The 24,629-nt window shown below is 72.0% G+C and carries 24 protein-coding genes and 1 other RNA gene; 8 read left to right on the top strand and 17 right to left on the bottom strand.

The genetic code is table 11. The features are described 5' to 3' along the window. Positions 1-30 precede the first annotated feature (30 nt). The gene (dapE, locus tag BMY19_RS03035) at positions 31-1,209 is read left to right on the top strand and encodes a succinyl-diaminopimelate desuccinylase (RefSeq protein ID WP_100250794.1); all 1,179 of its coding nucleotides are present in this window, start codon (positions 31-33) and stop codon (positions 1,207-1,209) included. Here dapE and truA read toward each other — a convergent pair. The 4 genes from truA to recR form a co-directional block, all read right to left on the bottom strand. After that, complete coding sequence (gene truA / locus BMY19_RS03040) at positions 1,191-1,952, bottom strand: tRNA pseudouridine(38-40) synthase TruA (protein WP_100250795.1); 762 nt, start codon at positions 1,950-1,952, stop codon at positions 1,191-1,193. The two genes, dapE and truA, sit on opposite strands and share 19 nt — an antisense overlap. Before the next feature lie 220 nt (positions 1,953-2,172). Then, positions 2,173-3,102 carry a methionyl-tRNA formyltransferase gene (fmt, locus tag BMY19_RS03045; protein ID WP_100250796.1) on the bottom strand — a complete coding sequence of 310 codons (930 nt, stop codon included), beginning with the start codon at positions 3,100-3,102 and terminating at the stop codon, positions 2,173-2,175. A 7-nt stretch (positions 3,103-3,109) separates the two neighbouring features. Further along, positions 3,110-3,625, bottom strand: a complete 516-nt coding sequence (gene def / locus BMY19_RS03050; RefSeq protein ID WP_020092792.1) for a peptide deformylase — start codon at positions 3,623-3,625, stop codon at positions 3,110-3,112. A 104-nt stretch (positions 3,626-3,729) separates the two neighbouring features. Then, positions 3,730-4,335, bottom strand: a complete 606-nt coding sequence (recR, locus tag BMY19_RS03055; protein WP_020092791.1) for a recombination mediator RecR — start codon at positions 4,333-4,335, stop codon at positions 3,730-3,732. 415 nt (positions 4,336-4,750) lie between these two features. On the opposite strand from recR, the gene BMY19_RS03060 reads away from it, so the two are divergent. Further along, positions 4,751-6,370, top strand: coding sequence for a phosphoenolpyruvate carboxykinase (locus tag BMY19_RS03060; protein WP_020092790.1), 1,620 nt, complete (start codon positions 4,751-4,753; stop codon positions 6,368-6,370). Positions 6,371-6,524: 154 nt separating this feature from the next. On the opposite strand, the gene BMY19_RS03065 is transcribed toward BMY19_RS03060, so the two are convergent. The 4 genes from BMY19_RS03065 to BMY19_RS03080 all read right to left on the bottom strand — a co-directional run bounded on the left by BMY19_RS03065 (position 6,525) and on the right by BMY19_RS03080 (position 9,308). Further along, positions 6,525-6,848: a YbaB/EbfC family nucleoid-associated protein gene (locus tag BMY19_RS03065; protein WP_020092789.1), complete on the bottom strand. Its 324-nt coding sequence runs from the start codon at positions 6,846-6,848 to the stop codon at positions 6,525-6,527. Between the two features lie 62 nt (positions 6,849-6,910). Further along, complete coding sequence (locus BMY19_RS03070; protein WP_100250797.1) at positions 6,911-8,836, bottom strand: DNA polymerase III subunit gamma/tau; 1,926 nt, start codon at positions 8,834-8,836, stop codon at positions 6,911-6,913. A 37-nt stretch (positions 8,837-8,873) separates the two neighbouring features. Then, an RNA gene (gene ffs / locus BMY19_RS03075) (signal recognition particle sRNA small type) lies at positions 8,874-8,972 on the bottom strand. A 75-nt stretch (positions 8,973-9,047) separates the two neighbouring features. Then, complete coding sequence (locus tag BMY19_RS03080; protein ID WP_020092787.1) at positions 9,048-9,308, bottom strand: PepSY domain-containing protein; 261 nt, start codon at positions 9,306-9,308, stop codon at positions 9,048-9,050. A gap of 143 nt (positions 9,309-9,451) precedes the next feature. On the opposite strand from BMY19_RS03080, the gene BMY19_RS03085 reads away from it, so the two are divergent. Next, positions 9,452-10,990, top strand: coding sequence for a YifB family Mg chelatase-like AAA ATPase (locus BMY19_RS03085; RefSeq protein ID WP_100250798.1), 1,539 nt, complete (start codon positions 9,452-9,454; stop codon positions 10,988-10,990). Then, entirely contained in the window at positions 10,987-12,744 is a 1,758-nt protein-coding gene (locus tag BMY19_RS03090) for a bifunctional protein-serine/threonine kinase/phosphatase (protein WP_100250799.1), read from the top strand. Before BMY19_RS03085 ends, BMY19_RS03090 begins: the two co-directional genes overlap by 4 nt. Before the next feature lie 15 nt (positions 12,745-12,759). On the opposite strand, the gene BMY19_RS03095 is transcribed toward BMY19_RS03090, so the two are convergent. The 5 genes from BMY19_RS03095 to BMY19_RS03115 form a co-directional block, all read right to left on the bottom strand. Continuing rightward, entirely contained in the window at positions 12,760-13,479 is a 720-nt protein-coding gene (locus BMY19_RS03095) for a glutathione S-transferase (protein ID WP_100250800.1), read from the bottom strand. 48 nt (positions 13,480-13,527) lie between these two features. Continuing rightward, complete coding sequence (locus tag BMY19_RS03100) at positions 13,528-13,977, bottom strand: hypothetical protein (protein WP_091680812.1); 450 nt, start codon at positions 13,975-13,977, stop codon at positions 13,528-13,530. A 135-nt stretch (positions 13,978-14,112) separates the two neighbouring features. Further along, entirely contained in the window at positions 14,113-14,487 is a 375-nt protein-coding gene (locus tag BMY19_RS03105; protein ID WP_100250801.1) for a hypothetical protein, read from the bottom strand. Between the two features lie 43 nt (positions 14,488-14,530). After that, positions 14,531-16,420, bottom strand: coding sequence for a methylmalonyl-CoA mutase subunit beta (locus tag BMY19_RS03110; protein ID WP_100250802.1), 1,890 nt, complete (start codon positions 16,418-16,420; stop codon positions 14,531-14,533). Positions 16,421-16,649: 229 nt separating this feature from the next. Beyond that, the gene (locus BMY19_RS03115; RefSeq protein ID WP_020094652.1) at positions 16,650-17,453 is read right to left on the bottom strand and encodes an undecaprenyl-diphosphate phosphatase; all 804 of its coding nucleotides are present in this window, start codon (positions 17,451-17,453) and stop codon (positions 16,650-16,652) included. A gap of 253 nt (positions 17,454-17,706) precedes the next feature. Here BMY19_RS03115 and BMY19_RS03120 point away from each other — a divergent pair, with 253 nt between their 5' ends. The 3 genes from BMY19_RS03120 to BMY19_RS03130 are packed head-to-tail and all read left to right on the top strand — an operon-like array spanning position 17,707 to position 20,434. Further along, the gene (locus BMY19_RS03120; RefSeq protein ID WP_020094651.1) at positions 17,707-18,399 is read left to right on the top strand and encodes a glutathione S-transferase family protein; all 693 of its coding nucleotides are present in this window, start codon (positions 17,707-17,709) and stop codon (positions 18,397-18,399) included. A 29-nt stretch (positions 18,400-18,428) separates the two neighbouring features. Then, complete coding sequence (gene queG, locus BMY19_RS03125) at positions 18,429-19,574, top strand: tRNA epoxyqueuosine(34) reductase QueG (protein WP_100250855.1); 1,146 nt, start codon at positions 18,429-18,431, stop codon at positions 19,572-19,574. Beyond that, the gene (locus BMY19_RS03130; protein ID WP_100250803.1) at positions 19,571-20,434 is read left to right on the top strand and encodes an SDR family oxidoreductase; all 864 of its coding nucleotides are present in this window, start codon (positions 19,571-19,573) and stop codon (positions 20,432-20,434) included. Before queG ends, BMY19_RS03130 begins: the two co-directional genes overlap by 4 nt. On the opposite strand, the gene BMY19_RS03135 is transcribed toward BMY19_RS03130, so the two are convergent. From BMY19_RS03135 to BMY19_RS31570, 3 genes are read right to left on the bottom strand one after another with little or no spacing between them, the layout of a single operon-like run. Further along, the gene (locus tag BMY19_RS03135; RefSeq protein ID WP_100250856.1) at positions 20,435-21,259 is read right to left on the bottom strand and encodes a metal ABC transporter permease; all 825 of its coding nucleotides are present in this window, start codon (positions 21,257-21,259) and stop codon (positions 20,435-20,437) included. Positions 21,260-21,306: 47 nt separating this feature from the next. Further along, positions 21,307-22,104 carry a metal ABC transporter ATP-binding protein gene (locus BMY19_RS03140; RefSeq protein WP_100250804.1) on the bottom strand — a complete coding sequence of 266 codons (798 nt, stop codon included), beginning with the start codon at positions 22,102-22,104 and terminating at the stop codon, positions 21,307-21,309. Further along, positions 22,101-22,235 (bottom strand): hypothetical protein, encoded by a 135-nt coding sequence (locus BMY19_RS31570; RefSeq protein ID WP_020094646.1) that lies wholly within the window; start codon positions 22,233-22,235, stop codon positions 22,101-22,103. The genes BMY19_RS03140 and BMY19_RS31570 overlap by 4 nt, the downstream gene beginning before the upstream one ends. Before the next feature lie 124 nt (positions 22,236-22,359). Between BMY19_RS31570 and BMY19_RS03145 the strand changes: the two genes are divergently transcribed. Next, entirely contained in the window at positions 22,360-22,845 is a 486-nt protein-coding gene (locus tag BMY19_RS03145; RefSeq protein ID WP_020094645.1) for a transcriptional repressor, read from the top strand. A gap of 37 nt (positions 22,846-22,882) precedes the next feature. Here BMY19_RS03145 and BMY19_RS03150 read toward each other — a convergent pair whose 3' ends face one another. Continuing rightward, positions 22,883-24,388 (bottom strand): undecaprenyl-phosphate glucose phosphotransferase, encoded by a 1,506-nt coding sequence (locus BMY19_RS03150; protein ID WP_020094644.1) that lies wholly within the window; start codon positions 24,386-24,388, stop codon positions 22,883-22,885. Positions 24,389-24,629 lie beyond the last annotated feature (241 nt).

Consider the following 24,629-nt stretch of genomic DNA (forward strand, 5'->3'; position numbering starts at 1 on the left):
GCGGCACGTCGCGCCGCCGAGGACGGGTTCATGCCGGCAGATCATCACGCCCCCGACGCGGCCCTGCGCCTCGCGCAGGACCTGATCCGGTGCCCGTCCGTGACGCCGGAGGATCGGGGCGCCCTCGACGTCGTCGCCGACGCGCTCCGGCCGGCCGGCTTCGCGGTCGAGCGGCCGGTCTTCTCGGAGCCCGGCTACCCCGACACGCCGAACCTCTACGCCCGCGTCGGGCGGGACGGTCCGTGCCTCGTCTTCGCCGGCCACACCGACGTCGTGCCGGAGGGCGAGGGCGCGTGGCGCCACGATCCCTTCGCGGGCGCCGTAGCCGACGGGATGCTGTACGGGCGGGGAGCGGCCGACATGAAGGGCGGCGTCGCCTGCATGCTCGCGGCGACCCTCGCCTTCCTCGACCGGCGCGGCGCCGATTTCGGCGGCTCCATCGCGTTCCTGATCACCGGCGACGAGGAGGGACCGGCGGTCAACGGCACCGTGAAGCTCCTCGACTGGGCGCGGCGCCGGGGCGAGCGGTTCGACCACTGTGTCCTCGGGGAGCCGACCAATCCGGGCCGGCTCGGCGAGATGATCAAGATCGGCCGGCGCGGGTCGCTGACCGGCAAGCTCACCGTTCTCGGCCGGCAGGGCCACGTCGCCTACCCGCACAAGGCCGAGAACCCGATCCCGGGCCTGCTGCGCCTCGCCTCGGCGCTGGTCGCCGAGCCGCTGGATCGCGGGACGGCGCATTTCGACGCCTCGAACCTCGAATTCACCACGATCGACGTCGGCAACCCGGCCACCAACGTGATCCCGGCGACCGCCCGGGCGACCTTCAACGTCCGCTTCAACGACGACTGGACGGCCGAGAGCCTGGGCGAAGAGATCCGTCGGCGCCTGGAGCAGGCGGCCGGGAACGCGGTGCGCTTCAGCCTGGATCTGCAGCCCTCGAACGCGCCGGCCTTCCTGACGCGGCCGGACGCCTTCGTGACGCTGGTCGCGGAGGCGATCCGGGCCGAGACCGGCCTGACTCCGACGCTCTCCACGACGGGCGGCACGTCGGATGCCCGCTTCATCAAGGATGCCTGCCCGGTGATCGAGTTCGGCCTCGTCGGCGAGACCATGCACCAGACCGACGAGTGCGTGGCGGTCGCCGACCTAGAGCGGCTGACGGCGATCTACGGGCGCGTGCTCGACGCCTACTTCCCCGGTTCGTAGTCGACGCCCACGAAGGTCAGCCCGGCGGCCGGGGCCAGCGGCCCGCACCGGCGCTTGTCGCCCGAGGCCAGGATGGCGGCGACCTCGTCCGCCGAGAGGCGGCGGCAGCCGGCGAGCATCAGCGTGCCGACCATCGCCCGCACCTGATGGTGCAGGAACGAGCGCGCCGACGTCGCCACAACGATCTCGTCGTGGAGCGCCATCGGCGCGCGGGCGACGTCGAGCTGCTCCAGCGTGCGGATCGGGCTGTTCGCCTGGCACTCGGCGGCCCGGAAGGCCGAGAAGTCGTGGCGGCCGACGAGGCGCTGGGCGGCTTCGTGCATGAGGTCCGCGTCGAGGGTCCACGGCACGTGCCAGACATGGGCACGCGTCAGCGCCGCGGGGCTGCGCCGGTTGAGGATGCGGTAGCGGTAGTGCCGGCGGATCGCCGAGTGGCGGGCGTCGAAGCTCTCCGGCACGGTCTCGGCGGACAGGATCGCCACCGGCTGCGGCCGCAGATGGGCGTTCAGGGCGTCCCGCACCGTGTCGGTCCGCCAGTCCTTGGCGAGGTCGAGATGGGCGACCTGATGGATCGCGTGCACGCCGGCATCGGTCCGGCCCGCGCAGGTGAGCCGGGCCTCCTCGCCGGAGAAGCGCGTGACCGCCGCCTCGATCGCGCCCTGGACCGTGGGATCGTCCGCCTGCCGCTGCCAGCCGCAGAACGGACCGCCGTCGTACTCGATGACGAGCTTGTAGCGGGGCATCAGCCGGCCCCCTCAAGGTCTCTCGATAGCGCTCCGATGTTCGATCTCGGGATACGGCACAGAGCTTCGGAAAGCTGCGCGCGCGATCGTCTCTGCGAGCGTGCCGAAGCGATCCGGCGTCGCGCCGAGCCTCGCCAGGGTGCGCTGCCCTGGGTCGCTTCGCTGCGCTCGCGATGACGGGTCGGGCCGCGCGCCGAATGCCGTGAACGGGCGACGCGCATCAGCCGAGGCGGGCGCCGGGCGTCAAGCGGGCGCCGCGGACGAACTCGGCCCCGTTGGCGCTGCCGCCCTTCCCGGCACGGCGCAGCTCCAGGAGCCGGACGGCGCCGTCCCCGCAGGCGACGGTGCCTTCGGAATCGCGCAGCGTGCCCGGCGCGCCCGAACCCTCCGCCGGGGCGGCGCGGAGCACCTTCACGCGCTCGGAGCCCTTGCCGAGATCGACCTCGAAGAAGGCACCGGGGAACGGCGACAGCCCGTTGATCCGGTTGGCGACCTCGGCCGCCGGGCGGGACCAGTCGATCCGCGCCTCGTCGTTGGTGATCTTGTGGGCGTAGACGATTCCGTCCTCCGGCTGCGGCGCGAAGGTCAGCGTGCCCGCGTCGAGCGCCGCGAGGGCCCGCGCCATCAGGTCGGCGCCGAGGGGCATGAGCGCGTCGTGCAGGGCGCCCGCCGTCATGCCCGGGGTGATCGGCAACCGCGCCTCGAGGGCGACCGGGCCTGTGTCGAGACCGGCCTCCATCCGCATGACGCCGACGCCGCTCTCGGCGTCGCCCGCCATCACGGCGCGCTGGATCGGCGCCGCGCCGCGCCAGCGCGGCAACAGGGATCCGTGCAGGTTGAGACAACCGTACCGCGGCGCGTCGAGGATCGCCTGCGGCAGCAGCATCCCGTAGGCCACGACGACCGCGACGTCCGCCCGGTGCGCCGCGAAGGTCTCGGCGGCTTCGGGCGTGCGGAGCGTCGCGGGCGTCAGGACCGGCGCGCCGAGCGTGTCGGCGAGCGCGTGGACCGGGGAGGGGCGCAGGCTCATGCCGCGGCCGGCCCTGGCGGGCGCGCGGGTGTAGACCGCCGCGATGTCGTGCCCGTCCTGCACGAGCCGCGCGAGCGTCGGCACCGCGAAGTCCGGCGTGCCCATGAAGACGACGCGCATGGCCGGCTCAGGCCGCGTCGCGCTTGGCCGCCTTGGTGAACTTCTTGATCACCCGGTCGCGCTTCAGTTTCGACAGGTGGTCGATGAACAGCACGCCGTTGAGATGATCGATCTCGTGCTGGATGCAGGTCGAGAGCAGGCCGTCGGCCTCGATCTCCTGCTCCTTGCCGTCGAGGTCTCGGAACTTCACGCGCACCCGGTCCGGGCGCTCGACCTCGGCGTAGTAGTCCGGGATCGACAGGCAGCCCTCGTCGTAGACCCGCTTCTCCTCGGACGACCAGACGATCTCGGGATTGATGAAGACCCGCGCGTCTCGGACGCCTTCCTCCTTCGACGTGTCGATCGTCACGACGCGCTTCGCCACGCCGATCTGGATCGCCGCCAGCCCGACGCCGGGGGCGTCGTACATCGTCTCGAACATGTCGGCGACGAGGGTCCGGATCTCGGCGGTGATCGGCCCGACCGGTTCGGAGCCCAGGCGCAGGACGGGATCGGGAAGGATGACGAGCGGGCGGATGGTCATGGCGGGAACCGGCAGGGAAGGCGCCGGGACGGGTCCGGGCTCACCGTCGAATAGGATGCGGCCGAGGACCGGTCAAATACCGGTTCGCGACCTGTCGCCGGCCCTCAGAACACCGTCCGGCTGCGGATCGCCGCCGAGAGCGTGCCCTCGTCGAGGTAGTCGAGCTCGCCGCCGACCGGCACGCCGTGGGCGAGGCGCGTAACCTTCACGTCGCAGTGCCGGATCGACTCCGTGACGTAGTGGGCGGTGGTCTGGCCGTCGACGGTGGCGTTGAGCGCCAGGATCACCTCGGTCACCTCGGGCCGGGCCACGCGCTCCACGAGGCTCGCGAGGTTCAGGTGCTCCGGACGGACGCCGTCCAGCGCCGAGAGGACGCCGCCGAGCACGTGGTAGCGCGCCTTCACGGCCCCGGACCGCTCCAGCGCCCAGAGGTCGGACACATCCTCCACGACCACGAGCGTCGTCGGATCGCGCTCGGCGTCCCGGCAGATCGTGCACGGGTCTGAGGTGTCGACGTTTCCGCAGCTGGTGCAGACGATGATGCGGTCGGCCGCCACCCGCATCGCGTCGGCGAGGGGCCCGAGCAGCGTGTCGCGCTTCTTGATGAGCTGCAGGGCGGCCCGCCGCGCCGAGCGCGGTCCGAGGCCCGGCATGCGGGCGAGGAGCTGGATCAGGCGCTCGATCTCGGGGCCGGCGACGGCTTGGGGCATCGTGCCTCTGGGGCGAGGAAGGGGCTGCGGATCGGGACGGGCATAGACGGCGCCGGGCGCCGCGCAAGGGTCCGCGCGCCGATGCGGTCCATCGTATGTGGTATATGGGTATTCCGACGTCGCTGCGCCGGTGGCATTATGCTGCACGACGGACGGAACTGCTTACAGACCTGGGTTCCTGAGTCCACGACTGTGGTCTAACCTGTTTGTACACGTTGCGGGCTCCCGGCGGAGCCCATTATGACAGCGAAGCTTCGCCGCCTACGCGTGAGTGGGATGGCGAGCGGCCGGGAACGGAGAACCTGCGTGCGGCGGTCCTGTACGACCGCACGGACGTCTCCCGGGCAAACCCGGACGGCGGTGCCGTCCGGCTCAGTCGCGTCGACGGTCGAACAGGGGCCCGGGAGATACGATCATGACCAACATCGGTGATCACAACGCGGCCCACGGCGCCGAGGCGGCGGGCTTCCGCGACCTCAAGGCCGTCCACTGGAATTTCGAGGCCCCGCGCCTCTACGAGGAGGCCCTGTCCCGCAAGGAGGCGCAGCTCGCCCGCGGCGGCGCCCTCGTCGCCACCACCGGCAGCCATACCGGCCGTTCGCCCAAGGACAAGTTCGTGGTGCGCGACGCCGGCACCGAGAACGAGGTCTGGTGGGACAACAACGGCGCCATCACGCCCGAGCAGTTCGAGACCCTGCGCCAGGACTTCCTGAAGCACGCCGAGGGCAAGGAGCTGTTCGCCCAGGACCTCTACGGCGGCGCCGATCCGGCCTACCGGGTCAAGGCCCGGGTCTTCACCGAGTTCGCGTGGCACTCGCTGTTCATCCGCAACCTGCTGATCCGTCCGGACCGCTCCGAGATCGCGTCCTACGTGCCGGACATGACGATCATCGACCTGCCGAGCTTCCAGGCCGATCCCGCCCGGCACGGCTGCCGGTCGAAGACCGTGATCGCCATCGACTTCTCGAAGAAGCTCGTGCTGATCGGCGGCTCCGCCTACGCGGGCGAGATGAAGAAGTCGGTCTTCACCTACCTGAACTACATCCTGCCCGGCCAGGGCGTGATGCCGATGCACTGCTCGGCCAACGCGGCGCTCGATGCCGAGGGCGGCTCGGCGATCTTCTTCGGCCTCTCGGGCACCGGAAAGACGACGCTGTCGAACGACAGCTCCCGCCAGCTGCTGGGCGACGACGAGCACGGCTGGTCGAACGAGGGGATCTTCAACTTCGAGGGCGGCTGCTACGCCAAGACCATCCGCCTCTCGCGCAACGCCGAGCCGGAGATCTACGCCACCACCGAGCGCTTCGGCACGGTGATGGAGAACGTGATCATCGATCCGGTCACCCGCGCACCGGATTTCGACGACGCGTCTCTCACCGAGAACACCCGCTGTGCCTACCCGCTGGACTTCATCGCCAACGCCAGCGCCTCCGGACGGGCCGGGCATCCGAAGAATATCGTCATGCTGACCTGCGACGCCTTCGGGGTGATGCCGCCGATCGCCAAGCTCACCGGCGCCGAGGCGATGTACCATTTCCTCTCGGGCTACACCGCCAAGGTGGCCGGCACCGAGCGCGGCCTGACCGGGCCCGAGGCGACCTTCTCGACCTGCTTCGGCGCGCCGTTCATGCCGCGGCATCCGAGCACCTACGGCAACCTGCTGCGCGACCTCATCGCCAAGCACAGCGTCGATTGCTGGCTGGTCAACACGGGCTGGACCGGCGGCGGCGTCGGCACCGGCCGGCGGATGCCGATCCGCGTGACGCGCCGCCTGCTGAGCGCCGCCCTCGACGGCTCGCTGGCGCAGGCCGAGTTCCGCCGCGACCCGTATTTCGGCTTCGCGGTGCCGGTCTCGGTTCCGGGCGTCGAGCCGCACATCCTGACCCCGGTGAAGACCTGGGCCAACAAGGGCGCCTTCGTGGAGACGGCGGCGCGGCTCGTGAAGATGTTCGACGACAACTTCAAGCGGTTCGAGGCCCATGTCGACGCCGACGTGCGCGCCGCCGGGCCGACCGCGCAGGCGATCGCGGCGTAACCGAAAGCGGGCGGCCCGCGGGGCCGCCCGTCCCGTTCGTCTTCGCGAGTGCAGGGAAGCTATCCAGGGCAGCGCGACATCTGCGAGCGTAGAGCGACCGGGTTGCTTCGCTGCGCTCGCGAAGACGGTTCGGACGTCCTGTCCGGGATGCGTCCTAGAACGGCAGCTTCATGCCCGGCGGCAGGGGCAGGCCCTTGGTCAGCTCGGCCATGCGCTCCTGCATGGTCGCCTCGGCCTTCCCGCGGGCGTCGTTGCAGGCCGCGACGATCAGGTCCTCAAGAATCTCGCGCTCGTCCGCCACCATCAGCGAGGGGTCGATGCTGACTCCCTTCATCTGGCCCTTGGCGCTCATGGTGACCCGGACGGAGCCGCCGCCGGAGGCGCCGGTCACCTCGATCTCGTCCATCTCGGACTGCAGGTTGGCCATCTTCTCCTGCATGGCCTGAGCCTGCTTCATGATGCCCATCAGGTCGCGCATGCGGCTCTCTTTCCGTTTCCTCGTCTGATCTGGGTATGGCGCGGCCCGGGCGCCACCATGCGTCAGGCGTCGTCGTCCTCGACCTCGCCGACCCGCGCGGCGTCACCTTCCCCGAGGATCTCCTGCTCGGCGGAGGGGAGGGCCTCGGAGATTGTCTCGCGCACGTCGACGATCTCGGCCCCGGGGAAGCGCGTCAGAACCTCGCGCACGAACGGGTCGGCGGCGGCGTTCTCCCGGCGTGTCTCGGTCGCGGCACGGGCGGCCGCGTCGAGGGTCGGGGCGCCCTCGTCCTTCGACAGGGCCACCACCCAGCGCCGCCCGGTCCAGCGCTCGATGGCGGCGCCGATGTCGTTGGCGAGGCTCGACCGGCCGCCGGAGGCGAGGCGGAACTCGATCCGGCCCTCCTCGAAGCGCACCAAGTGGACGTCGCGCTCCAGCGCGGTCCGCAGAAGGATGTCCCGGTTGGCGTCGGCCAGCGCGATCAGGTCCTCGAACCGACCGAGACGCGGCGTCGGCGGTGCCGCGGGCGCCGGCCTCGGCGCCGGCGCACCGACGGGCGCACTTGCGGGCGCGCTGATCGGGACGCTCGCCGGCGCGTTCACCGCGACGGGCGCGGCCAGGGGCGCCGCGACCGGGGCGGGCTCCGGCGCGACCGTGCGGGGTGCCGCGGCGAGCGCCGCGGAACCGCCGCCGCGCAGGTCGGGAATCGGCGGGAGGGGCGGCCGGACCGACGCGACCGGGGCCTCGTCCGCGGGCGCGGCGGCGGCCTCGGCCCGGAGCTGGCGCAGGGCCTCGTCGGGTGTGGGCAGGTCGGCCGCGTAGGCGAGGCGCACGATCGCCATCTCGGCGGCCGCGAGGGGCCGGGGCGCCGCCTGGACCTCGGGAATCGCCTTCAGCAGGATCTGCCACGCCCGCGACAGGGCGCGGATCGAGAGTTTCTCGGCGAACGCGGCGCCGCGGACGCGCTCGGTCTCGCTGAGCGTCGGGTCGGCGGCGGCTTCCGGCACCACCTTGAGCCGGGTGACGAGGTGCGTGAAGGCCGCGAGATCCGAGAGCACGACCGACGGGTCCGCGCCGGAATCGTACTGCGCCCGCAGCTCCGCGAAGGCGGCCGGCACCGCGCCGCGCATCACCGCCTCGAACAGGTCGAGGATTCGGGCGCGGTCAGCGAGGCCCAGCATGTCGCGCACGCTCTGCGCCGTGATCGTGCCGGCGCCGTGGGCGATCGCCTGGTCGAGCAGCGAGAGCGCGTCGCGCACCGACCCTTCCGCGGCGCGCACGATGGCGCCCAGAGCCTCGTCCTCGACCGATACGCCCTCGGCCGCGCAGACCTTCGCGAGATGCGCGTGCAGGGTCGGCGCCTCGACCCGGCGCAGGTCGAATCGCTGGCAGCGGGACAGGATCGTCACCGGGACCTTGCGGATCTCCGTGGTGGCGAACACGAATTTCGCGTGCGGCGGCGGCTCCTCCAGCGTCTTCAGGAAGGCGTTGAACGCCTTCTCGGAGAGCATGTGGACCTCGTCCACGATGTAGACCTTGTAGCGCGCCGAGACCGGCCCGTAGCGGATGCCGTCGATGATCGCCCGGACGTCGTCGATGCCGGTATGCGAGGCGGCGTCCATCTCCAGCACGTCCATGTGCCGGGATTCCATGATCGCCGCGCAGTGGAGGCCGAGTTCCGGCATCGACACGGTCGGGCCGGTGTCGGGCTGTCCGGCGCGGGCGTAGTTGAGGCCGCGCGCCAGGATGCGGGCCGTCGTGGTCTTGCCAACTCCGCGGACGCCGGTGAGCATCCAGGCCTGCGGGATGCGGTTGGCCGCGAACCCGTTGGCGAGGGTCCGCACCATCGCGTCCTGGCCGATCAGGTCGCCGAAATTGGTGGGGCGGTACTTGCGCGCGAGCACCCGGTAGGGCGTCGCCGCGGCGGGGGGCGCTGGAAACCCGGGCAGGCCCGGCTCGTCGTCAGGCGTGCCGGTCGTAGCGTCCATGCCGTGTCTGGGTCCGGCTGCCGCGCGCCGTGGAATGAGGTGGGAGGCTGGACGAAGACCCGCTCGGTCTCGTTAGGGCTGCTTCCTTCCGGACCTGACCCGGTTGGCGAGTGAAACGTCCCTCGCCAACCCCCCGCCGGCTATATGGCCGGGCCTCGGCCCGAACGCAAGCGCTGCTGAAGCCGAGTCGAAGCGCAGCCGAAGCGCTGCCTCACTCGGCCTTGCGCTTCACGATGGCCAGGGTCTTCGGATCGAGCTTCAGGTCGAACTGCTTGCCGCTCGCGTCGATCGCGTCGTCGACCTCGATCATGCCGTCGTCGAGCTCGATCTCCTTCCACTTGGTGAAGCCCTCCTGCTTGAGCATGGCCTCGACCTTGGCCTGCTGATCGGGCGGAAGCTTCTCGTCGGCGCGGGCGGCGAGGCCGGTGCCCGCGATCAAGGTCAGGGCGAGAAGGGACGTGGTCAGGCGCATGGCTGTCTCCGATCCGGCAATTGTTTCCGGCTGTGAACAGGCGTGCCGCGGCGGAGTTCCATGGCGACGATCCCCTTGAGCCGCCACCGAATCTGCCGCACATCTTGGCCGTACCGGAACGCGGCGGCGAGGACACTGCACGGATGGTCACCCGCGTCGCCACCGTGGCCTTCGAGGGCATCGAGGCGCGGGCGGTGGACGTGCAGGTCCAGATCGTGCCGGGCTCGGTGGTGTTCACCGTCGTCGGTCTGCCCGACAAGGCGGTGGCGGAATCGCGCGAGCGGGTCCGCGGAGCGCTGATCGCCTCGGGGCTGGCGCTGCCGGCCAAGCGCATCACGGTGAACCTCGCTCCGGCGGATCTTCCCAAGGAAGGCTCGCATTTCGACCTGCCGATCGCTCTGGGCGTCATGGCGGCCATCGGCGCGATCCCGGCGGACGCGCTCGCCGGCTACTGCGTCCTGGGCGAACTCGCCCTCGACGGCAGCATCACGGCGGTGAGCGGCGTGCTGCCGGCCGCGATGGCGGCGGCCGATCGGGGACTCGGGCTCATCTGCCCGGCGCCCACAGGGCCGGAGGCGGCCTGGGCGGGGGGCGACCTCGACGTGCTCGCGCCGCGCTCGCTGATCCAGCTCGCCAACCACTTCAAGGGCAGCCAGGTAATGGCGCGGCCGGAGCCCGCCGTCGCCGCGCCGGCCGGGCCGCTGCCGGACCTCGCCGACATCAAGGGGCAGGAGGGCGCCAAGCGCGCACTGGAGATCGCGGCCGCCGGGGGCCACAACCTGTTGATGAACGGGCCGCCCGGCTCGGGCAAGTCGATGCTGGCGGCGCGTCTTCCCTCGATCCTGCCGCCGCTCACGCCGCGCGAGCTGCTCGACATCTCCATGATCCAGTCGGTGGCGGGCGCGCTGAAGGACGGGGCGCTCTCGAACCGCCGGCCGTTCCGGCAGCCGCACCATTCCGCCTCGATGGCGGCCCTGGTGGGGGGCGGCCTCGGGGCGCGGCCCGGTGAGGTCTCCCTGGCCCATGGCGGCGTGCTGTTCCTGGACGAGCTCCCCGAATTTTCCCCGCAGGTGCTCGACAGCCTGCGCCAGCCGATGGAATCCGGGGCGGTGATGATTGCCCGGGCCAACCACCGAATCACCTACCCGGCGCGGTTCCAGCTGGTCGCGGCGATGAACCCGTGCCGCTGCGGCCACGGTCTCGAACCAGGCTACGCCTGCCGGCGCGGGCCGAACGCGCGCTGCATGGCGCAGTATCAGGCGCGGATCTCCGGCCCGATCCTCGACCGCATCGACCTGCGCGTCGAGGTGGCGGCGGTGACGGCCGCCGACCTGATCCTGCCCGCGCCGGCCGAGGGCTCCCGCGAGGCGGCCGCGCGGGTGTCGGCGGCCCGCGCGCTCCAGGGCGCGCGCTACGCCGCGCGCGGCCTGCCGGAATCCACCACCAACGCGACCTGTCCCGCGACGCTGATCTCGGACGTCGCGAGCCCCGACGCAGACGGGACGGCGCTGATCCGCCAGGCGGCCGAGAGCATGCGCCTCTCCGCCCGCGGCTTCCACCGGACGCTGCGCGTCGCCAGGACCCTGGCCGACCTCGACGGCGAGGCGCAGGTCCGCCGGCTCCACCTCGCCGAGGCGCTGTCGTACCGCGGCCGGGGCGACAGCGCGGCGGCCGCCGCTTGAGCGCCGGACCGCGCGGCCCGGCCGACCTGACGGTCACGATCGGCCAGCACAGCAGCGCCGGCCGCAAGGCCGCCAACCAGGATTTCAACGGCGCGCTGGTTCCCGTCCAGCCGGCGCTGGGCCTGAAGGGGATCGCGGTCGCCCTCGCCGACGGGATCAGCAGCAGCGCGGCGGGCGCGGCGGCGAGCGAGACCGCGGTCAAGAGCTTCCTCAGCGACTACTACGCCACGCCGGACACGTGGTCGGTGAAGACCTCGGCGCAGCGCGTGATCGCGGCCACGAATTCCTGGCTCTACGCCGAGACGCGGCGCGGCGCCGATCCGAACGATGCCGACCGGGGCCACGTCACGACCTTCGACGCCCTCGTGCTGAAATCCCGCGTGGCCCACCTCTTCCACGTGGGCGATGCCCGGATCTGGCGGGTGTCCGGCCGGTCGCTCGAGCAGCTCACCGAGGACCACCGGGTCGTCGTCTCCGCGGCGGAATCGTATCTCGGCCGCGCCCTCGGAGCGCAGGGCCGCGTCGAGATCGACTACCACGCCGTGGGCGTCGAGGCCGGTGACACCTTCGTGCTGACGACGGACGGCATCCACGAGCATGTCCGGCCCCGCGACATGGTCGCGGAGATCGCGCGGGCCGGGACCCTGGGCGCGGCCGCGCGGGCGATCGTCGAGATGGCCCTGGCGGCCGGCAGCCCGGACAACCTGACGATCCAGATCGTGCGGGTCGAGACCGTGCCGGAGGGCGAGCCAGCCGACCTCCTCGGCGAGGCCGAGGGGCTGGACCCGGCGCCGCTCCTCGACCCGCCCGCGGAGCTCGACGGCTTCCGCCTACTGCGGATCCTTCACTCCGGTCCCCGGAGCCGCGTCTACCTGGCGGTCGAGGCGGAGACCGGCGCCCAGGTCGCGCTGAAGGTGCTGTCGCTGGACCTGCGGGACGATCCCGCCCAGCGGAAGCGCTTCGTCATGGAGGAGTGGATCGCGCGGCGGATCGACAATCTCCACGTGCTGAAGGCCCATCCCCAGGCCGGCCGCCGCAGCCACCTCTACACGGTGATGCGCTACGTCGAGGGCCAGACCCTGACCCAGTGGATGCGCGACCACGCGGCGCCCGAGCTGGAGGCGGTGCGGGGGCTCGTCGAGCAGCTCGCCCGGGGCGTGCAGGCCTTCCATCGGCGGGAGATGGTCCACCAGGACCTGCGGCCCGACAACGTCCTGATCGACCCGGCCGGCACCGTCCAGATCATCGATTTCGGCGCGACCCAGGTCGCCGGAGTCGTCGAGGGCGACCCGCGGAACGACCCGGCGGAGATCCTGGGCACGGTGCAGTACACGGCGCCGGAGTGCTTCCTCGGCGCCCCGGGGACCGCCCAGTCGGACGTCTTCGCGGTCGGCGTGATGACCTACCAGATGCTCACGGGGCGGCTGCCCTACGGCGACGCGGTGCCCCGGGCCCGGACGCGCGCGGCGCAGCGGCGGCTGCGCTACGCGTCGGCGCTGACCGTGCGCCCGCTGCTGCCGGTCTGGGTCGACGGCGCGCTGCGCAGGGCCGTCCATCCCGATCCGCAGCGGCGCTACGCGACCGTGTCGGCCTTCGTCCACGACCTGCGCCACCCCAACCCGGCTTTCACGGATGGCCGGCGGGCGTCGCTCCTGGAGCGCGACCCGCTGCTGTTCTGGCGCCTGCTGTCGCTGGTGCTCGGGCTCGTCGCGCTGGTGCTCGCGGCGATCCTGATCGCCGGCCCGCGTCGGTGAGCCCCGGCTCGCGTCTCAGGGATCCAATTCCGGGTAGCGGCGGAAGATGCCGTCCTCGTTGAACGGGATCCGGCGCGCGCTGGCGAGGTAGGCGGCGAGCCGCGGGCGCCGCGCCACGGTCTCGTGGAGCCGCGCCACCTGCGGGGTTCTCCGGAGGGCCGCGGCGGTCGCCTTGGGGAAGGCGTAGAGCAGGCCGTCGACGAGCTGGAACAGCGACAGGTCGGCGTAGCAGAGATCCGCGCCGACGAGGCGGCGGCCGCCGTTGGCCGCAAGCACGCGCTCGAAATAGCCGAGATATTTCGGGATACGATCGTGCCGGAACTCGGCCGCCCGGCGCAGCGCCTCGACCTTCTGATCCGCGTAGTACAGGCCGACGCCGACGGGATGGTGGGTGTCGTGCGCCTCGTCGACCGCGTCGGCGACGGTGAGCTGGAGCTGATGGGTCCAGATCCGGTCGCGCTCCGACGGGCCCACGAGCCCGAGGCGCGGTCCGAGATAGAGCAGGATCGCGGCGCTCTGCCCGACGACGACGTCGCCGTCGCGCAGGAAGGGCGGTGCCAGGGGCGGTCGCGGATCGGCGGGGTCGGACAGTCGGTCGAGCATCGGTCCGATGCCGCCGGAATCGTCGTCCTGGCGGGCCACGTCGACGTAGTCGGCGCCGGCCTCCTCGAGGGCGAGGCGGACGAACTCGCCGCGCCCCTGGATCATCGGCCAGTAATGGAGCTCGTAGGGCATTGCCGCCTCCGGGTCGGGGAAGGCGCGGCGACCCCGGACGGTTCCCGCTCAGTTGTTCTCGGCCGGCTCCTCCGCCGAGGCCTTCTCGAGCGGCGGCTCGGCGCTGGCGACGGCCTTGCGGGCGAACATCGGCTGAAGGCGCTCGGCGAGCTGCTGGTCCAGATGCTTGACGTACGCGCCCTTGAAGTAGCGCTCACCGGTCTTCGCGCCGTAGAGGTTGTCGTGGGTCCGGATCATCGCGGCGACCTCCGGGCGGCACAGGAAGCCCGTGATGCCGACGGCCTCGTACCAGCGGCCGGCGCGCGCCTCTGCCGTCGCCTTCGGGTTCGACAGCACCGTCTCGGCGAAGCACGCGGTGGCGGCCTGCCGCAGCGGCGCCAACACCTTCTCGGCCTCCGCCGCGTTCACCTTCGGGGCGGCCGGGTGCCGGTGAGGCCGCGCCTCGGCGGCCGAGACGAGCGCGAGGACGGCGAAGGTGGCGAGGATCGAAGTCTTCATACGGGCGGCCTCGTCGGGTGTCCGAACCGTGTTCAGCTCTCGCTCATGATTGCGTCGGGATCGGGGCTGGCGGTTCGGTCCGGGTGCCCGATTCCGGGCAAGATCCGGGCTGTTTCGCGACGGCCACAGCCGCGCTCAGCCGCGCCGCTCCGCGTTCCAGTGTCCCCGGCAGGCGAAAGCCCCGGTCGAGACCCAGGTTCCGGCACCGAAGCCGTCCGAGCCCAGGCGTCCCCGCACGTCGGCGGTGGCGGCGCCGTTGGAGATCGAGCCGCGGATCGCCCCGTTCCGCGCGACGCCACCCTCGACCACGAAGGCGGTCCCGATGAAGCGCGCCCGCCCGCGCTCGATCCTCACCGGGTAGCGGTAGGCACGGTCGCAGTTCCCCGTCTCGGTGATGATCTCGACGCTCCAGGTGCCGTCGAACCGATCGGGCAGGGCGGCGGCGCGGGGGGCGGACGCGGCGGGCAGCGTACCGGCGAGGAGCAGGGCGACGGCGATGCGGGGCGTCATGCGGATCCGGAGTGCCGTGGGCTTCGGGGAGACCGGCGCCCCGTCAGCGCGGCGCCTGCGGCGCGGGCGTCCGCATGGCCGCACGGAGTGCCACGTTGAGAAGAGCGAGGAGGTCGCAACCGACATGCAGGAAGGCGGCCACGCCCGCCTGCTTCAGCGGCTCGGCCAGGTCCGTCGGCTTCCCGGCGAGGTAGACCGGTCCGGCGCCGGCCCCGGTCAGCGCCTCCGCGGTCGCGACCGCACGCTCGGCGTAGATCCCGTCGGTGGAGCAGATGCAGGCGAGGCTCGCGCCGGATTCCCGGAACGCCGCCGCCGCCGCCTCGGCATCGGGGAAGCCCTCGTTCGACAGAGCCTCGAGCCCGCCGGCCGCGAAGGCGTTGGCCGCGAAGGTCGCCCGGGCGTTGAAGGCCGCCACCGGGCCGAGATTGGCCAGGAACACGACCGGCCTGCGACCGGTCTTGGCGAGGAAGGCGTCCGAGGCGTCCCGCAGGGCCTCGTAGGGCTCCGCGAGGCGCTGGGACGGCAGCGCGTCGCAGGCGACCGCCGAGCCCGCGCCGAAGTTGGTACCGCGCACCGCCGCCACGGGCGGCACGTCGAGAACCGTGACCGGCTTCTCGGGGAGGTTCGGAAACTCGCTCGCACCCGTGAGCGGTTCGCGGCGGGTCGCCACCGCCTTGGCGCGGGCCTCACGGGTCAGCTCGATCCGCCGCTGGAGCTTGCCGACGCTGAGCGAGGCGACGATCCCGCCCTCGGCCTCGATCGCCTGGAACGCCGCCCAGCCCGCCTCGGCGAGCTCGGCCGTCAGGGCCTCGAAACCGCCGGTGCCGGCCGCGGGGTCGCTGACCCGCGCGAGGTGCGATTCCTCGATGAGCACGATCTGGCTGTTGCGCGCCACGCGCCGGGCGAAGGCGTCGGGCAGGCCGAGGGCCTGCGTGTACGGCAGGACCGCGACGCTGTCGGCGCCGCCCATGCCGGCCGAGGCCGCCGCCATGCCGGTCCGGAGGATGTTCACGAACGGGTCGCGCTTGGTCATCATCCGCCACGCGGTCTCGGCGTGGAGGCGCAGCGGCTTCGGGTCGAGGCCGCAGGCCTGCTCGACGCGCGCCCAGAGGCGCCGCATCGCGCGGAACTTCGCGACGGTGACGAACTCGTCGGCATCGGCCGCGAGCAGCACGGCGACGCCGTCGCGCGCGCTCGCGAGATCGTGACCGGCCGCTTCCAGGGCGCGGAGGTAGGCGACGGCGGTGGCGAGCACCGCGCCGAGTTCCGCCGCCTCGCCGGCGCCGGCCTCGTGGTAGGGCCGGCCGTCGGCCAGGAAGGCCCGGCCGCGGAAACCCGCCGCCTCCAGCTCGGCCACGACCTCGGCGAGGCGGGGCGCGATGTCGGTCCAGACGGCTCCGAGGCTGCCGGTGGCTGCCAGGACACCGACGGGATCGAGCCCCAGATCGACGTCGTAGGTCGAGAGATCCTCGCCGCGGCGCTCCGCCAGCGCCTTGACCAGCCGGGCCACCTCCAGGCCACGGCCGCCGGCATCGATCCGCAGGGCGATCAGCGGCAGCATCACGCCCTTCAGCGCGGTGTCGAGCTCCTCGACGCTCGCCGCGGTGAGACCGTAGCCGCGGGCGCCCGGCGCACCCGCGAAGGCGAGCACGAGGGCATCGGCCCCGCCCTCGAGGTCGGTGAGCGCCTGCGTGTTCGCGGTTCCGAGGTCGGGATGGTCGACCCGCTGGGCGATCCGCCAGGGTCCCGGCTCGCGCACCGGCTGCGCCGCCGGCTCGGCCGGTCCGTAGAGGGGTTCGATCCGCAGTCCGTCGGCCGTCCGCGACACCAGCCGCTTCTCGAAATCGGCGCCCTTCAGGACGCCTTCGACGAGGCCGAGCCAGCGCGCCCGGTCTGCGGGCTCGAAGAGGTCGGCGAGCGGTCTGTCTTCCATCGGTACGTCCCAGGGCGCGGCGTCTTCTGCACCGCTTTCATGCGTTTGCCTCGCACGCCGCTCCGCCGCTGGCAATCGCCCGATGGTTGAGGAAAGCTCAAGCCGCGGATCACCGATTTTTGAGTGATGCGGCGCAGGTGCGGTGAGGGGCACCTGCCGATCCGGATCGCGAGTCCGAGCCGCTGCCGGCGAGCTCGAGCCGACCGAACGGGGCGCGATCCCGCCCGCGTCAGCCGAGGATGATCAGGCCGGCGAAGCCGAGGGCACCGACGATGATCCGCCACCACGCGAACAGCCAGAAACCGTGGCGGGAGACGTAGTCGAGGAGAAACCGCACCACGAACAGCGCCGAGACGAACGACACGATGAAGCCGATCGCGATCAGCCCGACATCGTTGCTCGAGAGGTATTTATAGTTGTCGAGCAGGTCCTTGGCGAAGGCGCCCGCCATGGTCGGCATCGCGAGGTAGAAGGAGAACTCGGTGGCCGAGCGCTTGTCGGCGCCCATCAGCATCGCGCCCACGATCGTGGCGCCCGAGCGCGAGACGCCGGGGATCATCGCTAGGCACTGGAAGATGCCGATCTTCAGGTCCATGGGCAGCGAGAAGTCGTAGACGTCAGTCTTCTTCACCTCGAGGTCGGTGTCGTCGATTACGAGGAGCACGAGCCCGCCGGCCACCAGGGTCGCGCAGACGATCCACGGGTTGAACAAGTAGGCCTTGATCAGCTTCGAGAAGAGGCCGCCGATGATCGCCGCCGGCAGGAACGCCACCAGGATGCCGAGCACGAAGCGGCGCGCCTTCGGATCGGACGGCAACGCGGTGGCGATCCCCAGGAGGCGGCGGAAATACACCAGCAGGATCGCCAGGATCGCGCCGAGCTGGATCAGCACCTCGAAGGTGTTGTTGGGCGAGTGGAAGCCGATGAAGTGCCCCACCAGCAGCTGGTGGCCGGTCGAGGAGACCGGGATGAACTCGGTCGCCCCCTCCACCAGGGCGAGCAGCACTGCCTTGCCGATGCTTGCCGGATCCATCGCGACGCCCTGTGCCGCGCGCGCGGAGGCCCCCGTCGGGCCACCGCCTGCCACGCGAAATGGTTGTACCCGAGGCTTCGCCGATCAGGGTTGACGGGCAGTTACCGGGCCGGGCCGCGCGTGTTAAGGGCTCGGCAACGGTCGGGCAATAACGCTCGGTCCGAAGTCCTCTGCGCCGAAGACCCGCGCTTCAGGACCCACGACGAGCGCGGGACCGGCCGCGCTGGCAGACCGAACGTCCCGCACGGCCTCGATGGCAACCCTCTACCATTTCCCCTTCTGCGCGAATTCCCGATTCATCCGTCTCGTGCTCGCCGAGATGGGCATGGAGCCGACGCTGTTCGAAGAACGGCCCTGGGAACGGCGCGACGACTTCCTGCTGATCAACCCGGCGGGCGTCACGCCCGTGCTGCTGGAGCAGAACGGCCTCGTGGTTCCCGGCGCCGGCGTCATCGCCGAGTACCTCGACGAGACCCGCGGCCTGGGGCTCTCGGGGCGGCGGATGCTGCCGGAGGACACCGTCGAGCGCGTGGAGGTCCGGCGCCTGCTCGACTGGTTCCTGGTCAAGTTCGAGTCCGAGGTGACCGCCTACCTCGTCAACGAGAAGATCTCGAAGCGCTTCATGTCGGCCAACGAGGGCGGCGGCCCGCCCGACATGAACGCGATCCGCGCGGCGCGCTCCAACGTGCGCTACCACCTCAAATACATCGGCTACCTCATCGCGCGGCGGCGCTGGATCGCCGGCGACAACCTGACCTATGCCGATCTCGCGGCGGCCGCCCATCTCTCCTGCGTCGACTACCTGGGCGACGTGCCCTGGGACGAGGACGAGATGGCGCGGAACTGGTACGCGCGGGTCAAGTCACGGCCCTCGTTCCGCGCCCTGCTCGCCGACCGGGTGGCCGGGATGGCACCGGCCGCCCACTACGCGGATCTGGATTTCTGAACGCCCGACGGACCTACCACGGCGCCGACCTGCGCCGCCTCGTCGAGACCCGGGCGCGGACGCTCGGGTTCTGCGGCTTGCGCGTGACCCGACCCGACCGGCTGCCCGACCTGCCCGGCCGCCTGTCCGCCTGGCTCGCCGAGGGCGCGCAGGGCACCATGGACTGGATGGCGGAGCGGGCCGACCAGCGCGCCAGCCCGGTCGCGCTGTGGCCCGGTCTGCGCAGCATCCTGGTCCTGGCGATGAGCTACCGGCCGGAGCACGATCCCCTCGACCTCGTGGCGCTTCGCGACCGCGGTGCCGTCGCCGCCTACGCGCAGCGGCGGGACTATCACGAGGTTTTGAAGGGCCGCCTGAAAGAATTGGGTGGGTATCTGTCGGCCAAGGGCGACGTGCGGGTGAAGGTCTTCTGCGACACCGCCCCCGTCATGGAGAAGACCCTGGCGGAGGCGGCCGGCCTCGGCTGGCAGGGCAAGCACACGGTGCTGATCTCCCGCGGGCACGGCAACTGGCTGCTCCTCGGCGCGATCTACACGAGCGCGGAATTCGAGCCCGACCCGCCGGAGCCCGACCGTTGCGGCTCGTGCCGCGCCTGCCTGGACGTTTGCCCCACCGACGCCTTCCCGGCGCCTTACCGGCTCGATGCCCGCCGCTGCATCTCGTACCTGACGATCGAGCATGCCGGGCCGATCCCGGCGGCGTTCCGGGCGGCAATCGGCAACCGGGTGTTCGGCTGCGACGATTGCCTGGCCGTCTGCCCCTGGAACAAGTTCGCCCGCACCGCGGCGGAGAGCCGGCTCGCCGCGCGGGTGGACCTGGCGGCCCCGGCGCTCGCGGATCTCGCGGGCCTCGACGACGCGGCGTTCCGCACCTTCTTCGCCGGCACGCCGGTGAAACGCACCGGGCGCGACCGCTTCCTCCGCAACGTCATGATCGCGATCGGGAATTCCGATGACCCGTCGCTCGCGGAGGCGGCCGTCGCGCGCCTGCGCGACCCGTCCCCGCTGGTGCGCGGCATGGCGGTCTGGGCCTGCGGCCGGCTGCTGGCGCCCGAGGCCGTGCGCGCGCTCGGGCGCCAGCACGGCGATTCCGAGACCGACGCCCACGTGCGGGACGAGTGGCGGGCCGCCACCGGCTTGACGGAACCGCGAACGGACGAGACATCCGCGGCATGAACCTCTTCGTCTTCGGGCTCGGCTTCACGGGCCGTCACTTCGCCGAGCGGGCGCGGCCGCGTTTCGGGACCGTCCGCGCCACGGTGACCGACCCCGCGGCCGCCGACCGCGTCGCCGCGGAGACGGGCTTCGCCATGCGCGCCTTCGGGCCGGAAGCCGACGATCCCCGGATCGCGGCGGATCTCGCCGACACGGACGTGCTCCTGGTCTCGGCGCCCCCCGGCGAGGCCGGCGACCCGGTGCTGGCCCGCTACGCCGACGCCGTCGCGGCGAGCCGGATCCGGTGGATCGGCTACCTGTCGACTATCGGTGTCTACGGCGACCAGGGCGGCGCCTGGATCGACGAGACCGCGCCGGCAACCCCGCGCAGCGCCCGGTCCAAGGTGCGCGTCGACGCCGAGGCGGCGTGGCTGGCGCTCGGCGCCGCGACCGGCAAGGCCGTGCAGGTGTTCCGGCTCTCGGGCATCTACGGACCCGGGCGCAACCCGATCGTGAAGCTGCGGGAGGGGCGCTCGCAGCGCATCGTGAAGGCCGGGCAGGTCTTCAACCGCATCCACGTCGACGACATCGCCACGACGCTGCTCGCCTCGATCGACCGGCCGCGGCCGGGGGCGATCTACAACGTCACCGACGACGAGCCGACCGCGCCCCAGACCGTGACCGAGCACGCCGCGGCCCTCACAGGCCTGCCGCTGCCGCCCGAGATCGATTTCGAGACCGCCGACCTGTCGCCGATGGCGCGCAGCTTCTACGGCGAGAACAAGCGCGTCCGGAACCGGCTGATCCGCGACGAGCTGGGCGTCGCGCTCGCCTACCCGACCTATCGCGAGGGACTCGCCGCGCTCAAGGACGAGCCCTGATCAGGCCTCGAGGTGGCGCGGCCGGACGAGGCGGCGGAGCAGGCCGTCGCGCGGGCCGACCATCATCGAGGCGACGTAGAGGGCACCGGCCGCCAGCACGATGGCCGGCCCGCTCGGCACGTCGTAGCGGTACGACAGGCTGAGCCCCGACACGCTCGCCAGGGCCGCGATCAGCATCGAGACCGGGATCAGGCCGGCCAGGTCGCGGGCCCAGAACCGGGCCGCCACCGCCGGCAGCAGCATCAGCCCCACCGCCAGCAGCGTGCCGAGGGCCTGGAACCCGCCGACGAGGTTCACCACCACCAGCGCCAGGAAGGCGAGGTGAACCGGGCCGCCGCTGCGGCTGACGCTCCGCAGGAACAGGGGATCGACGCATTCCATCACGAGCGGCCGGTAGATCAGGGCCAGGGCCAGCAGGGTCAGCGTGCTGATGCCACCGAGCAGCCACAGCGCGGCGTCGTCGAGCGCCAGGACCGAGCCGAACAGGAAATGCATGAGGTCGATCTGCGAGCCGCGCAGGGAGACCAGCAGCACGCCGGCCGCGAGCGAGATGAGGTAGAAAGCCGCGAGATTCGCGTCCTCCCGGACGACCGTCGCGCGGGTGACGGCGCCCGCGAGGAGAGCGACCGCGAGGCCGGCCGCGAGGCCGCCCAGCGTCATCGCCGGCAGCGACAGGCCGGCGACGAGGAAGCCGACCGCGGCGCCGGGCAGGATCGCGTGGCTCATCGCGTCGCTCATCAGGCTCATACGGCGCAGCGTCAGGAACACGCCGATGGGCGGCGCCGAGACCGACAGGGCGAGGCAGCCCGCCAGGGCACGGCGCATGAAGCCGAACTCCACGAACGGCGCGAACAGGGATCCGAGCGGATCGGTCACGCGGCGTCCTCGTGGTGGTGATGGTCCGCGCCGCCATGGTCGTGCGCCGCCGCGACGGCTCGCGGCCCGGCGCAGATCGCCGCGCCCTCGTCCCAGGCCTCGGACAGGTTGCGGGCGCGCGCGAGGTTCTCGGCCGTCAGGACCCGCTCGGTCGGTCCCCAGGCCACGGGCTCCCGGGCGAGCAGCAGCGTCGTCGGGAAATGCGCCCGGACCTGCTGGAGGTCGTGGAGGGCCGCGACCACGGTCCGCCCCTCGCCGTGCCACGTGCGAATCAGCGCCAGGAGATCGTCGACCGTCCGCGCATCGATGCCGGTGAACGGCTCGTCGAGGAGCACGACCTGGCAGTCCTGCAGGATCAGACGGGCGAACAGGGCGCGCCGGAACTGTCCGCCCGACAGGGTACCGATCGGACGCGCCGCGAAGCCGTCGAGGCCGACCGCGGCCAGCGCCGCCTCGATCGCCGGGCGCCGCCGGGTGAGGCTGCGCCACGCCCCCGCGCGCCGCCAAAGGCCCATGCCGGCGAGATCCATGACGGTGAGCGGGAAGCTCCGGTCGATCTCGTCGACCTGCGGCATGTAGGCGAGGGCGCCCGCGCGCTCGATGCGGCCGTCCAGGCACCGGATCTCTCCGGCCATGCCCTTGAGGAGCGTCGACTTGCCGGCCCCGTTCGGGCCGACGAGGGCGAGCAGGTCGCCGGCCCGCACGGACCCGTCGAGGTGGTGGACCGCCGGATGCCGGTCGTAACCGAGGGTGAGACCGACGAGGCGGATCGGATCCGGGCGCGCGCCGCTCATGTCGCCAGCGCCCAGGCGATGGTCAGCCAGACCAGCGCCGAGAGCAGCGCGGCGAGCGCCAGCCGCAGGCCGATCCCGCTCTGGAACAGCGATCGCCGCGCCGCGTGTCTCGGGCTGGGAATGGTCGGCACGGAGTCCTCGTCGCGCGCTCACGCCGGCGCGGGCACCGCGCGGGGCTACTGGTGCGGTGCTGGGCGGCGGTGATACACTGTAACAAACCCGCGGGACAACCTGCGGATCACGTCTGGAGCGATCATGCACCGTCACGAGGGTCACGACGCGTGCCACGCCGGCACCGGTGACATGCTCGCGCGGGCCGAGGCCCTGTGTCGCGAGCGCGGTCTTCAGTTCACGCCCCTGCGCCGGGAGGTCCTCGAGGCGGTGGCCGAGTCCGCCAAGGCTCAGGGCGCCTACGATATCGCGGAGCGGCTGAGCGCGCCGGGCAAGCGCGTGGCCCCGGTCTCTGTCTACCGCGCCCTCGACTTCCTCATGGAGCAGGGGCTGGTCCACCGGATCGCGAGCCGCAACGCCTTCATCCCCTGCGCGCACGGCCACGCCCCCGGGGAGGGGGTCATCTTCCTGATCTGCCGCACCTGCGGCGGCGTCGACGAGGCCTCGTCGGAGGAAGTCGAGGGCAGCCTGGGGCGCACGCTGGAGCGGGCCGGCTTCACCCCGACCCACAGCATCCTGGAGGTCGAGGGCGATTGCGGCGCCTGCCGGGAGCGGAAGCAGGCCCCCTGAGGCGCCACTTCCAGGGCGGACGGGCGCCGGGTGCCGGTCAGAAGGCGTTCTGGTAGGCGCGGCGCGAGACGACCGTCTGGATCATGATCTGGATGTCGAACCAGATCGACCAGTTGTCGATGTAGTGCAGGTCGCAGGCGACGCGCCGCTCCATGGCGAGGTCGGTCTGCGTCTCGCCGCGGTAGCCGTTCACCTGGGCCCAGCCGGTGATCCCGGGCTTCACGTTGTGCCGGCGGGCGTAGAGGGCGATCCGGCGCTCGAAGCTCCGATCGTGCGCCAGCGCGTGCGGACGGGGTCCGACCAGCGACATCTCTCCGCGCAGGACGTTGATCAGCTGGGGCAGCTCGTCGAGGTTCGTCCGGCGCAGGATCGCGCCGATCCGGGTGATGCGGCTGTCGTTGCGGGTCGCCTGCCGGAAGGCGGCGTTCGGATCCGCCCGCATCGACCGGAACTTGAAGACGCCGAACGGCTGCTGGTTGAAGCCGTAGCGCTTCTGCCGGAAGAAGACCGGGCCGGGGCTGTCGAGCTTGATCGCCACCGCGATCGCGGCGAGCAGCGGCGACAGCGACACGAGGGCGATGGTCGCCACCGTCAGGTCGAGGGCGCGCTTCAGCATGACCTCGCCGACGTTGAGCGGACGGCGGCCGATGTTGATCCCCGAGACGCCGCCGACCCGGGCGACCTGCAGGTCCGGGAACCGGTCGAGGACCGCGCCGGGACGCAGGTGGAGGGCCGAGGGCACCCGCAGGAAGGCGTCGATGCAGCGCTCGACCTCCGCGGTGTCGGCCCAGGGCACCAGCACGAAGACGTCGTCCGGCCGCAGGAAGCGGACGACGGAGACGGCGAGGTCGAGATCCTCCTGCAACTGGTCGTGGCGCGTGGCCGCGTCGGCGCCGGGATCGACCCGCCGCAGGTAGCTCGTCCCGATGATCCGCGAGCCGAGCTGGTCGACCTCCTTGCCGGCGTAGAAGCGCGCGATGTCCTCCTCGTAGCCCACGAGGTGGATCCGGCTGGCGGTGGCCGATCCCGCGCTCAGCCGCTCGCGCACGAGCCGGCGCACCGCGGCCCGCGCCGCGATGAGCACCGGCAGGCCGGCGGCGAAGATCCCGAGCGAGACGAGCCGCGAGTAATCGTTGGTCGTCTTCGTCATGAAGCTGACGACGAGCACGGCGGCCCAGGCGATCAGCCAGAGCGAGGCCACCCGCTGGACGCCTGGCTTCTGCGCCATCACGTTCTCGAGGCTGTACTCCTCGCGCAGGACGTTCGTGGCGACGATCACCAGCGCCAGCAGCGCCGACAGCCGCGAGCCGCGGACGAGACCCGCCCACACCGTGCCGTCCTGCGCGAGGACTTGGTACGCGCATTCGAGGCCCAGCGTGACCGCCACGATCGCCGCGATGTCGGTGGCGGCGAGAGTCATGGACAGGGCGATGCGTGCCAGCGCACGGCCGCGGCGCGGCAGCAGGGCCGACCACACATTGCGGCGGCGCTCCGCCGAGGTCGGCAGCGCCTGAAACGTCTCCGGAAGCCGATCGTGAAACATCTGACCCGCAACGTCCCGTCTTAGTCGGACTCTGTACCAGTCTGAGACACGAAAGGTTTCAGCGCCGCCTGGTGACGGTCACGGAGCAAGCCGCGGGCCCGGCGGGTTCACGATCGCAGTCGCGGATGAGCGCTGCGACTTAGGGCCTGCTTCCGGAGGAGGCAATACATAGTTAATGCTGAGTGACTGTTCGGCGCAGCCGGCCGTCGCGAGGTTTGACGGGCGGGCGTTTTCGCCGGAG

It is taken from the genome of Methylobacterium sp. UNC300MFChir4.1 (genome assembly GCF_900110155.1).
Classification (GTDB): Bacteria; Pseudomonadota; Alphaproteobacteria; order Rhizobiales; family Beijerinckiaceae; genus Methylobacterium.